Source organism: Mucilaginibacter arboris (assembly GCF_009754915.1).
Lineage (GTDB): Bacteria > Bacteroidota > Bacteroidia > Sphingobacteriales > Sphingobacteriaceae > Mucilaginibacter_A > Mucilaginibacter_A arboris.
This window is the reverse complement of sequence record NZ_WPIK01000029.1, coordinates 1-10,911: the sequence shown is the minus strand read 5'-3', so window position 1 is coordinate 10,911 and position 10,911 is coordinate 1. Positions and strand designations below refer to the sequence as shown.

General features: G+C 38.7%; 13 protein-coding genes. 5 read left to right on the top strand and 8 right to left on the bottom strand.

Annotated elements, in window-relative coordinates:
- From GO621_RS18350 to GO621_RS18325, 6 genes are all read right to left on the bottom strand, one after another.
- Positions 1-778 (bottom strand): tetratricopeptide repeat protein (locus tag GO621_RS18350; protein WP_157569798.1); only part of this gene is annotated, 778 nt, incomplete at its 3' end.
- A gap of 248 nt (positions 779-1,026) precedes the next feature.
- On the bottom strand, positions 1,027-1,266 hold the full coding sequence (locus GO621_RS18345) for a hypothetical protein (RefSeq protein WP_157569796.1): 240 nt from the start codon (positions 1,264-1,266) through the stop codon (positions 1,027-1,029).
- Between the two features lie 42 nt (positions 1,267-1,308).
- Complete coding sequence (locus GO621_RS18340; protein ID WP_157569794.1) at positions 1,309-1,914, bottom strand: ParA family protein; 606 nt, start codon at positions 1,912-1,914, stop codon at positions 1,309-1,311.
- Positions 1,915-2,551: 637 nt separating this feature from the next.
- The gene (locus tag GO621_RS18335; RefSeq protein ID WP_157569792.1) at positions 2,552-3,565 is read right to left on the bottom strand and encodes a replication initiation protein; all 1,014 of its coding nucleotides are present in this window, start codon (positions 3,563-3,565) and stop codon (positions 2,552-2,554) included.
- Between the two features lie 272 nt (positions 3,566-3,837).
- Positions 3,838-4,629: a DUF5712 family protein gene (locus GO621_RS18330; RefSeq protein WP_157569778.1), complete on the bottom strand. Its 792-nt coding sequence runs from the start codon at positions 4,627-4,629 to the stop codon at positions 3,838-3,840.
- Entirely contained in the window at positions 4,626-5,156 is a 531-nt protein-coding gene (locus GO621_RS18325) for a BfmA/BtgA family mobilization protein (protein ID WP_157569775.1), read from the bottom strand. Before GO621_RS18325 ends, GO621_RS18330 begins: the two co-directional genes overlap by 4 nt.
- Positions 5,157-5,407: 251 nt before the next feature.
- Here GO621_RS18325 and GO621_RS18320 point away from each other — a divergent pair, with 251 nt between their 5' ends.
- From GO621_RS18320 to GO621_RS18310, 3 genes are all read left to right on the top strand, one after another.
- Positions 5,408-5,725, top strand: a complete 318-nt coding sequence (locus GO621_RS18320; protein WP_198170315.1) for a hypothetical protein — start codon at positions 5,408-5,410, stop codon at positions 5,723-5,725.
- Positions 5,726-6,023: 298 nt separating this feature from the next.
- Positions 6,024-7,187, top strand: coding sequence for an ATP-binding protein (locus GO621_RS18315; RefSeq protein WP_157569771.1), 1,164 nt, complete (start codon positions 6,024-6,026; stop codon positions 7,185-7,187).
- A 376-nt stretch (positions 7,188-7,563) separates the two neighbouring features.
- On the top strand, positions 7,564-7,929 hold the full coding sequence (locus tag GO621_RS18310) for a transcriptional regulator (protein WP_157569769.1): 366 nt from the start codon (positions 7,564-7,566) through the stop codon (positions 7,927-7,929).
- Between the two features lie 116 nt (positions 7,930-8,045).
- On the opposite strand, the gene GO621_RS18305 is transcribed toward GO621_RS18310, so the two are convergent.
- Entirely contained in the window at positions 8,046-8,804 is a 759-nt protein-coding gene (locus GO621_RS18305) for a metallophosphoesterase (protein ID WP_157569767.1), read from the bottom strand.
- 364 nt (positions 8,805-9,168) lie between these two features.
- On the opposite strand from GO621_RS18305, the gene parS reads away from it, so the two are divergent.
- Together parS and GO621_RS18295 are read left to right on the top strand one after the other, a co-directional pair.
- Entirely contained in the window at positions 9,169-9,600 is a 432-nt protein-coding gene (gene parS / locus GO621_RS18300; RefSeq protein WP_157569765.1) for a type II RES/Xre toxin-antitoxin system antitoxin, read from the top strand.
- Positions 9,597-10,058: an RES family NAD+ phosphorylase gene (locus GO621_RS18295; RefSeq protein ID WP_157569763.1), complete on the top strand. Its 462-nt coding sequence runs from the start codon at positions 9,597-9,599 to the stop codon at positions 10,056-10,058. Before parS ends, GO621_RS18295 begins: the two co-directional genes overlap by 4 nt.
- A gap of 463 nt (positions 10,059-10,521) precedes the next feature.
- Here the strand turns inward: GO621_RS18295 and GO621_RS18290 are convergent, their stop codons facing one another.
- On the bottom strand, positions 10,522-10,785 hold the full coding sequence (locus GO621_RS18290; RefSeq protein ID WP_198170314.1) for a hypothetical protein: 264 nt from the start codon (positions 10,783-10,785) through the stop codon (positions 10,522-10,524).
- Positions 10,786-10,911 lie beyond the last annotated feature (126 nt).

Genomic DNA, 10,911 nt, shown 5'->3' with positions numbered 1-10,911 from the left:
CCACTACTACTTTCGCATCGGTCGTTTTGCTAAGTTTACCGGCTGCATCAATAGCTAACTGAAAGCTGTTGGAATAAAGCTGGTCTTTTTTACTGTTTTTCTCCAAAGCTGTTAGCGCACCCTGAAAAGCTTCAGGATAGTTTCCCTGCTTTTCAGCGGTTAATGCCAGTGCATAATGCGTATTGGGGTAATCGTTGTTAATAGCAATAGCCCTTTTAAAATAAGAATTAGCTTCTTTGATCCTGCCGTACTGCATCAGGTTTGCGCCGATATTGTTTAGGGCAAAATGATCGTTTGGTTTTACTTTTAAGACTTCTTCGTAATATTTCAAAGCGGTTTCCAGATCGTCCTTATGCCGGGCAAAAATATTGCCCATCATCAGCAGGGCAAATTCGTTTTTAGGGTTCCACCTTAAAGCATCAATCAGCGCATCAACCGCACCTTCCTGGTCGCCTTCTTCTGACAGGATCTGCCCGTAAATCCGGTGATATTCTGAAACTTGTGGTGCTTCGTTAATTAAGATCTGAACATCTTTTTTAGCTTGGGCAAACTGTCCGCGCTCGCAAAGTGACAGCACTTTATCATACCGGCTTTTCTGCTGGCTGGTCATTGCCGTATTAACTTCCACAATCAGCATATTATCTGTAATGTTTACCTGAGGCTCAAAAGGGCCGAACGAATAAAACCTTTTGGCGGCTTCAATCAGCTTCCCTACGTCCCCTTTAGCCTCCGGAAAAAGATTGTAAAGCAGGCTGTCCAGCGGATGTATAATGGTCATATTAAATTAGTACAAATTTGTTTTGTTGGTGTTGCTCCTGCCCTAATCATGGAAAAAGTTTAAGGCGTTGGTATTTTATATTTTCAATTAATAACCCCGTTGCTTAGTTAATGAACAACAACTTCTCTTAAAACTATGAATTTAATTAACTATTTAGCTTTGAAATTCCATCTCTACAACTACATATAAACATAAATACAAATAAACATATTTACATATATACATAACTAAATAAATAGTTTTTTATTTTATGAAAGGAACTTTTCTAAAGCAAGTATTGCAATATCCTTTTGAGATTTTTCTTGTTCAACACCGTAGGTTTTCATTTTTTTTAGCAGTTTTTTTGGTATCCAAACATTAAGCTGTCCCTCCGGTTCCTTGTCAGCTATTTTGCTTTTTACCGGGTTTACTTCCTGGATTGGTGTTTTCGGTTCTTCCTTTTTTAGACGGTCTGCCAAGCCACCTAATTTATCTTTATAGTCCGCCATAATTATACATTTATGCAAATACAATAATACATAATTATGTACTTATAGAATAATAGAATTTACGATTTCTTCGGCTAATCCGGTTATTTCTTCTTTTGCTTTACTATCATCCCCACTAAGCACCCCGCCGGTTATCGGGGACCTGGTAAAACTTACCCTATCATGAATAACGGTATTTAACAACGGCATGTCAAAACCTTTTAATAACTCCTGCACTTCACCGGTCACACCGGAACGCGGTTTAATCATATTTAAAACAATACCTGCATTTAGCTGGCTATGCTTTTTTTGGGCCTGTTTAACTAAAGCAATTGTAGATCGGATGGCCATTACATCAAAAAATCCGGCCTTGGTTGGAATAAGCACATAATCAGAAATAAGGAAAAGATCTGGCAGACGGTTTGACAAGTAGGGCGGCGTATCTATAATAATAAGTTGATGTTTTAACTGTCTTATATTTTCAAAAATATCCTCTTGTATGATGGATAGTTCCGGTAAATCATCTTTAAGGTCGGCAATGCTTCCTTGCAAATCGGTATCAACTAAGGCAACGCTTAATTGATCCTGAAAACAAACAGCCAGGTTAAGAGCAAGTGTACTCTTACCAACACCGCCTTTTTGATGTGCTATCGTAATTATTTTACTCATTTTCAAATATGTACATAATTCTATATTTAATCAATTACAAAAATCAACAATTGTAAATTTATGTACTTACATAATTATGTATTCAAAATTATACTGGTTCAATTCGTTAAATTTGTCCCTGATTAATACCACCGACAATCGAAATTTTCAATCCCCAATTATAGTAAAGCACCGCTTTTTTTCAGTTTTTGCTGCTCTTTAAAAGCTGTTATCCGCTTACGCAAGTCGTTAATTTTGTCCCTATTGTATTTCAAGGGCTTTCTATGGTGTACAAAATTAACGACTTTGCGCGCCCGGCCTTTCCAAATCTTTTGATTGATTCCTTTTTTTCATCCTTTTTCAATTTTTTGTGCCAAAATGGCACAAAAAATTGAAGGAAACGAAGTGGAAAAACATCAATTCCTTAAAAACTTAATTATTGAGTAAATATTTGTTATCAAATAGATTAAATTGAAGCCTTCGCAACTTGTTAATAATTAGTAAAATACAAAGGAACATAGGGACAGATTTAACGATTTTGTGGGACAGATTTAACGACTTACCGGAACAGATTTAACGAATTATTAGGGACAGATTTAACGAATCTTTTTTGAATGGGGGACAGATTTAACGAATTCTACTGCTGTTAAACACTTTCTTAATCGCTAAACTGGTTTTTAAGCGACTGTATCACGTACTCAGGAACTTTTTTAATAGCGTTTTTAGGCGTTTGTCCTGCTTCCTGGATAAAAGTATGTATTTCAATAATTTTGTTCCTCAGAATGCCAATGATGTCGTTCCTGGAAAGAATATCAGCAATTGACTGTATATGTTCTGAACGGAACCCTAAATGTGCTTTTAATAAATGAATGTTGTCTTCCCTTAAACGGATCTGATTTAACTCATCCTCATGCAAAGTCTTTTTATGCTTAATCGCAAAATTGAATTTTGTTATTTTTCTGCCTGTGCTGGAGGTATTAAAAATAAAAAACACATCGGCAATTTCTTTTAACTCCAATTCCGCGGGTTTAATAACCCTGCGTACTAAATCTTTAATTTGAGGATATTTATCCCCTAAAGAGAGCCGTTCTCGGAATTCGTCTGGACTGATAGAAAATACTTCTTTGTCTTTCCAGTGTGATATCATCTCATACAACTTTTGAGTATAGCTGTTATCGGTTAGGTACATGATCTCCTCGGCAAACTGAGTTAAGCCGTTAGTGGCCTTAACTAACTCCTGGGCGGTTGCCTTGTGTATGACTATGGTTACATGCCTGGAATGCTTGGTTAGAACAGCACGTTCGATTAGTCCGGTTAATATCGTTTCTTCTTCCGGGTGCCTGCTCGTTTTGCTTTTGGTTGCAGGTAAGACAATCTGTACATCAAAGCTTCTTAACTCCTGTAATGCTTTTTTAACATGCGTATAATTATTAGAGTTCTTTACGATGTCGTTAAGTGAAAAAGTTAGCTTAATGCTATCGTCCAGGTTAGAAAAAATCTCTAACTGTCCTACAGGCATTCCTTTGGCTACTAAAGAAATTTCTTTTTGCAGCAGCGAAATAATCTTGGTTAAAATTCTTTTCTGGGTAACTGTAAAATCCCACTTGGCCATCGTAATACGATAAGGCTGCCGTATAATTTTATAGTTTAATACTTCTTCACTAATAGCCATAAACAATCCGAAGATAAAAATAAGTTTCTGTAAAAATATACATTTTTATGTATTTTTGCAATTACATAAATACATAATAATTTAGAATTAACAACATTACACAATTGGCTTTTTCCTACGTATGCGCCAAAGAACAGCAAAAAGAAAAAATCATTGAACCCGATGGCCTATATGGTTAAATCCCTGTTTGTTCCTGAAAAAAGCCAAAACCCTAATCGGCTGGCTTCTTCCACCGGGCGCAGCCGGTAGGCCACAAATGCGCGGAGGGCTTTTTACCTGCGCATTCCCCGGCCCTGGACACGTTCCTGCCCTGCTTCTTCTTTTTGTTGTTTAAGAGGGGATTTTTCGGTCTCCTGACGGGCTTCTTTCTCTTGCGCCACCCTTAGCTCCACTTGTTCGAGAAGATCGCTCAGATCGCCTGATTTTACGCTTTTGCAATAAGCAAAACTTTCGCTTATATCCCTCGCGTAACCGGTGGACTTATCAAACCTGTTTTCAATGCCCGAAACGAAAGCTTCCCGGTTGAACCCGCCTTTGACAGCACCTTTCTCCGTTCCGCGGTGGTTCGTCATTGGCGACAGCTTTTTTTTATTGGCTTTGTCCTTCCGGCTTACGATCAAATGAACGTGCAATTGGTTCTCCTGGCCCTTGCTGCCGCGCTCATAATGGATCTTGCCGAAATACAGCATATCGTCCGCGCTAAGCCCTTTTCCAAAGCCTTCGGCGTATTCGTTCATAGCTTCCCTCCGGATGTAGGCTTTGAGCCTGTCCGACTGTCCTGCGGCGCCGGATTGTGACAAATGCAGAAGCTCTTTTACCGAAGGGGAAAAAATAACAGAATAATATTTTGCATCTGTCTTGCCCAACTGTCCGCGGTTGGCGTCAATCCGTTTGATCACTTCCTGCCCGCGGATGTTGTCCCTCGTCTGGTCAAAAAACAGCTCCTGTCCCTGTCCGGCTTTCAGCCGCTCCAGGTCCTCATGCTGCAAATAATTTACCAGTCCGGTGCAACTGCCCTGGTTGGCGTGAACGCCTTTGCTGCCCCCTGCTATTTTTACATTCATAATGATTGTTGTTTGTTCAAAAGCAGTTTCGTGTAAGTCTTGCCCAAATCGTTCAAAAAACCGCTCTGGTTTTTTGCATCGATCAAAGTGGCCATGAGCGTCATGGCAGCCCTGTTCTGCTCGGCGTGACGGTTCACCACCTCGACCATCTTTTTCGTTTGTTCTTCGTGCGCATCATTCAGGTTTGCCACAAGCTTTACAAGCTTGGCGTTAAGCCCGTCCACCTGCTCGGTTTTGCTGATCGAAGACAGCTCGCGCTGGATCCGGTTTTCGCTCAAACTGACCGATTCGACCATCGGCCGCAAAAGGTCGCTTTCCTGCTTTCGGATAAAGGCAACGACTGAATCGATGCGCTTGATGAGCTTGAGCATTTCGGCTGCCGGGCTTTCATGCTCGGCCGGGTTAATGCCGCTTTTCTCGAAATATTTTAGCGATGTTTCGACAAATTCGCCAAGGTTCAACCCGGTTTTATCACAATATTTTTTGAGCTTTGTATGCAGCTCGTCCGGGATACCAATTGTCTTCATTTTTATAATTTTTATCACTGGTTTACAGCCGGTTAAATTGTAGATTATAACCGGCTTATAAAAATCATTTTTATGATTTTTTTTAAAAAACTGATAATCAGTTTTTTAGCTCCGCAGGACAAGTTAAACAGGACGTAGTCCTGTTTCATCTTACTATTTTTCTTCGGGCTTACTGCGCCCTCGAAAAAGACGGCATAGCGGTCTTGCATCGGGGGATCTGGCGCAGTTTGCACGGAGAAAAATTTGACATCATGGGCTTTTCTTTGGACGGGCTGCACGCGCACAAATTAGATGGCGTAGAGCCACCTTTTTTGGGCCTCGTGTCTGCCTGGGCACCAGAAAAGCTTGCCACCCTGATTTTTCTTTGGCTGGCCTGCACGTGCGCAAATGAGGTGGCGAAGTCACACCTCATTTGCGCACGTGCCTGGCCGGACATTGGAAAATTCTGCGCCCTGATTTTCCTTTGGGCTTGGCTGCATGTGCTCAAATTAGGTGGCGCAGAGACACCTTTTTTGAGCCTCATGCCTGCCTTGCTCATTGGGAAAATTGATTCTTTCGACCTGGTATAAGATCAATTTGATCTTATAAAGTTCACTTTAAGTTTGGTTTTTGTCTTGAAAATGGCCGCTTTTTTAGCCTGTATATACAGCTATACGTATAGCTGTATATATGAAAAACGCTCTTTTTAGAGCTAACTAATAAGCCTTTTTTAGCTTATTGAAACCTGCTTTTTTCTGTATTTTATTTTTACATCTTATGTAAATTAGAAATAATACTCATGTATTTTGTAAGCCAATGACATGTATTTTGAGAATAAATGTTATGTATATTGAGAACTTGATTAAATTTGCTTACAATTTTTAGCAAATGAACACATTTATAAACAGGCAAATTGCACCAATTATCCAAGCGCAAAAATCAAAATTTCCTGTTTTGGCCATTACCGGGCCAAGACAATCCGGCAAGACAACTTTGTTAAAAGAGCTGTTTAGTGATTATCGTTATGTTTCTTTGGAAAACCCAAACATTCGCGCTTTTGCCTTGGAAGATCCGGTAGGGTTTCTAAACCAGTATAACCAGAAAGTTATTTTTGATGAAGTGCAGCGCGTGCCTGCACTGTTCTCTTATATCCAAAGTAGGGTAGATGAATCTGGGCAAATGGGGCAATTTATCCTATCGGGTTCTCAAAACTTTCACTTGTTAAATAGTATTACCCAAACCCTGGCTGGCAGGGTTGCCCTGTTTAAACTGCTTCCTTTTGATTTTACGGAACTAAAAGCCAATGGTTTGTTGGAAAACTCCTACGCTGGCACAAGTATCAAAGGCTTTTATCCTGCCATTTTTGACAGGGATATAGACCCGGCCATATTTTATGCAAACTATGTGCAAACTTATCTGGAAAAAGACGTAACAGAACTACTAAATATCCGGGATATTAAACTGTTCCGCACTTTTTTAAGTTTATGTGCCGGCAGGGCAGGGCAACTGGTTAATTTTAGTTCCTTGGCTAATGAATGTGATATTACGCATAATACGGCCAAATCCTGGCTTTCCATATTGGAAAGCAGTTATATTATTTTTCTTTTACAGCCTTACCACCAGAATTTTAACAAGCGTTTGGTCAAAAGTCCTAAGCTTTATTTTTATGATACTGGGCTGCTTACCTATTTGTTAGGGATAAGGACACCTGATGACCTGGTAGAAAACAGGCTGAAAGGCCATGTATTTGAAAACATGATCTTATCTGAGTACCAGAAAAAAAACCAACATTTATATCTTCACGAAGATTATTATTTCTGGCAGGATAGCAATGGCCACGAAGTTGACCTGCTCATGAAAAAAAACAAAGGCTTTGCTGTTTTTGAAGTGAAGGCCACTCAAACCATTAGTGAAGGGCTTTTTAAAGAAATGGATCGTTTTGAGCAAATTTCTGCTCCTTCTGAGCTTACTAAAACGTTAATTTATGGGGGTGATGAAAATGAAAAAAGGACTAAGTATAACGTGCTAAGCTGGAAAAACATTTCGGATTGAAATGATGGATATTTAATTTTTCGGGATAAATTCGAGCTGTCCCTTATTATTTTTTATAGATTCCCTGATATTCATCGTGCGAACCCAACAAATTATAGTTCTTCCGCTTCAATTTTAATAACCTATTTTTTCTAAGCAATTTCCCAAACTTATTATTCGTTCCAAATTATTAAAGGTTCTATAAAAAAACAGAACTTCTTATAAAATATTTAGAATACCTAAATTTTCTTTAGATTCGTAAAACAAAATTATAGCCATATTTAGGAGTATCCACAAAGAATATGACCGGATTGATTACTCATCAATTTTTAAAAACGGGCACCATAAACACCTATGGAAAAAGGTAGATTTTATTAATCTTTTAACAAAGAGACAGATGAAAAAGATAACCAATGATTCGGGCTATAAGGAAGTCATGGACAGAATTGACAGCCTGATGGCTATAGGTAGCGACGGGGCCAGTAAAGAAGAACTGGCAGAAATTCGCTTACTTGCACAAACGGCTCAAACATATGAACAGGCCAGATATGTAATTGATGCACCGACTACATTAACCGGCATGATCGAAATGAAAATGTTTGAAATGAAACTCAGCCAGAAAGTCCTTGCTCAAAAATTAAAAGTTAGCGAAGCCAAGCTTTCTTTAATCATGAACGGCAAGCAGCAGGCAAGCATTGCCTTTTTAAAAGCCGTTCATACGGAACTTCACATTGACGCTAAATTTATCCTGGAGCACGCTTAGAATCATTACCTCCTTTTAGAATCCGGGTTTCCACCAGCTCATTATCCTGCACCAGCGAAATAATGGTAATTCGTTTAATTTTATTAATTCTAAACTGGCCATTAGATCTTAATCATTTAAAGCTCAATACATTTACTGGGATCAAAAAACAGGTTTTCTTTATTTTGCACGTAACCGAGCTGATTGGTTAACATTTGGGTCTGGCCAATCTTAAATTCAGGAATATTCCGGTGGTGATGCCCATAAATCCAGTAATCGGGCCTGGTATCCAGGATCAGATCATCCAGGGCTGTTGCAAAAGCTTCGCTCAGATAGTCTCCTTTATATTCAGGCGGATAATTCTCGAAAGTAGGAACATGATGGGTGACAACAACTTTTTTACCATTTGCCTCTGCGCCTATTGCACCTCTCAAAAACGTAAGGCAGTTTTCGTGAAGGTTATTGTAATCTTGGGCTTGAAGCAGTCGTTTATCATGGCTAATTTGATAAAAATCATTCAATCCACGCCGCACGCGCCAGCTGTTAAGTTCACTGAGAGAAGACCACAGGGTAGAAAAGACCAGCTGATGAATGCCAAAAGTTTTAACGACGTTGTTTACAAGAAATACGTTATCTCTGATCTTTTCTTCAAACGAGCCTGATCTTTCTATAATATTACTTCCATAGTATTCATGGTTTCCAGGTATCCAGTACGTTTCTTTAAAATGATCACTAACAAAATCGAAAAAGTCTTTTTGCCTGCCAATCAGTTTGAACAGGATAACGTCACCTGCCAAGATTAGAATATCGCCGATGGGTACGAGGGGATTAGCTTTCAGATAAGCTGCATTTTCGGGAAACTCTAAATGAAGATCGGAGCAATACTGTAAGGTCATAACATCTCAAACTTAGAAAAAATCAGCAAAAAGAAAAGCAGAGTTGGTAGATTGACATAGACGGTAGTTGAGTTTAAAGAACTAAGAATAATTAGAGATATAGAAAGTAAGTAAGAAGCTGCCCTAAACTTTTTACTAGCAATAATTACAATGAAAAGAGTTCGTATAATCAGGATTGGCAATTGCATTCGGGCATGAAGAAATCATTACACAATTCATTATATCGGTAAAATAACGTTAAAGAAAAGCGGTAACTTAGTGATAAAGTTCTCAAATAATTCAGGCCATTTTTCCTGTTATTAATTAAAAATCAGGTTTATGCTTTTTGTCGTTTTTTATACGACAGTTGTCGTATATTTGTTTTATGATAAGGACGGCGGAACTTTTAGAGCAGGATTTATCCTTCAAATCAGTTGATGACAAGGGTAGCCTTTTTTTAATAAAAGCAATACGGGAAGGTATTAACTATTCTTTCTTCGAGGAGATGTTAAAATATGTCCCTTTTTCTTTCCTCGAATGGTCGCGCTACCTAAATCTATCAGAAAGAACCCTGCAACGTTACAAAAAGGAAAACAAACCTTTTCAAGCAAGCTTTGCAGAACGCATTTTAGAAATCAGGCTTCTTTACAAATATGGCATAGAGGTATTTGAAGACAACGGGAACTTTGATAGCTGGCTGAATACTAAAAGTATTGCCCTTGGCGGGGTGAAACCTAAAGAATTGTTAGATACCACCTTTGGAATTAATTTAGTCAGGGACGAGCTTACCCGTATAGAACACGGGGTGCTGGCATGAAGCTTTTTCGTCTAGCCAAATCTAAATATAGCAGGGATTTAAGTGGTAGAGGCGCCGAAAAAGCCGGAGGCCGTTGGAATAGTAAAGGCACTCCAATACTTTACACGGCACAGTCTATCGCTTTGGCAACTACAGAAATAGCTGTACATGTTCCTCTGGGAATTCTTCCAAAAGGATATGTAGCCATTACTTATGAACTGCCTGAACAGGTAACTATTTTGGAACTAAAGCCTGATGAATGGCCTGCTGACTTTAAGTCTATTCCACATTCCCATTCTACCCAGGTGATCGGCGATGAATTCATCGCTCATAAAAAAGCATTAATTTTAAAAGTACCCTCTGTAGTCGTACAGGGAGATTTCAATTACCTGATTAATCCAAATCATCCGGATCTGGAAAAGGTTGTGATAATAGCTGCCGAGCCTTACGAATTTGATGAACGGCTGTTTTTCAGGTAATCCCAAAGATTTTCATCGAATCGGATAAACTAAATTATAAAACAGCATTCTCCTGTCCATTTTTTGAACATATAATTGCATCATGTCCATAATTCTTTAAAATATGGACATAAGATTGTTCCTTGGACAAAATGAATACTTTTAAGAAATAGGCTTTAGTATGATGACCAGCCAAAGGCGGTTAACTCCAGGTGTATCAAACCACAGAATATACAGCTATAAATTGAATGTCTTTGTGCATTTAAAGGCCATGCATATATGAACAATAGCAAAAAAGAATACCCAATAAATGGGCTTGAACTGGATTGCATTTCTAAAGTCGGAAGAAAATATTTTTGCTTTGTGAATAACATCAAGGGAATAAAAAAATTCGCAAAAAATCAGTTGAATAGACGTTTCCGAAGATCTAATAAACAGTATGTTGTATAAGTATCTGGCATTAAAAAACAACGGTGTACATCTGTTACAGCGTATCAAAAAAAGTGTTTAGTTCTTCTTTTGTTCCTACAACAATGCCTTTGCCGTCTTTAATCTGCTGCTGTGATTCTTTTATCCGGGCAATCATTTCGGGGGTAAAATACAGATCATCCGCAGATACAGGAATAAGTACATACGCTTGTTTACTTCCTCTTTTGATAACGATATCGTGTCCCTTGTCAGCCATATCAAAGAAATCTTTTTGATGCGCCCTGAACTGCCTGCTCGTTGTTTCAACTATCGTTTTCATTGTGTACACATATTGGTACGCCAATATACAAAGTATTAAAATAAGTACTACTTGCATACTGAAAAAAGGCATCTTATGCCTACAACCAAGTTAGGTGGAAATAATGGTTTTAATTTCTACTTGCCC

Coding starts and splice junctions, on each gene's coding strand:
- GO621_RS18335 (WP_157569792.1), bottom strand. CDS start 3,565: ATGGCTATTAGTGAAGAAGTATTAAACTATAAAATTATACGGCAGCCT.
- GO621_RS18320 (WP_198170315.1), top strand. CDS start 5,408: ATGGGCTTTTCTTTGGACGGGCTGCACGCGCACAAATTAGATGGCGTA.
- GO621_RS18325 (WP_157569775.1), bottom strand. CDS start 5,156: ATGAAGACAATTGGTATCCCGGACGAGCTGCATACAAAGCTCAAAAAA.
- parS (WP_157569765.1), top strand. CDS start 9,169: ATGATAAGGACGGCGGAACTTTTAGAGCAGGATTTATCCTTCAAATCA.
- GO621_RS18295 (WP_157569763.1), top strand. CDS start 9,597: ATGAAGCTTTTTCGTCTAGCCAAATCTAAATATAGCAGGGATTTAAGT.
- GO621_RS18315 (WP_157569771.1), top strand. CDS start 6,024: ATGAACACATTTATAAACAGGCAAATTGCACCAATTATCCAAGCGCAA.
- GO621_RS18310 (WP_157569769.1), top strand. CDS start 7,564: ATGAAAAAGATAACCAATGATTCGGGCTATAAGGAAGTCATGGACAGA.
- GO621_RS18330 (WP_157569778.1), bottom strand. CDS start 4,629: ATGAATGTAAAAATAGCAGGGGGCAGCAAAGGCGTTCACGCCAACCAG.
- GO621_RS18345 (WP_157569796.1), bottom strand. CDS start 1,266: ATGGCGGACTATAAAGATAAATTAGGTGGCTTGGCAGACCGTCTAAAA.
- GO621_RS18290 (WP_198170314.1), bottom strand. CDS start 10,785: ATGAAAACGATAGTTGAAACAACGAGCAGGCAGTTCAGGGCGCATCAA.
- GO621_RS18340 (WP_157569794.1), bottom strand. CDS start 1,914: ATGAGTAAAATAATTACGATAGCACATCAAAAAGGCGGTGTTGGTAAG.
- GO621_RS18305 (WP_157569767.1), bottom strand. CDS start 8,804: ATGACCTTACAGTATTGCTCCGATCTTCATTTAGAGTTTCCCGAAAAT.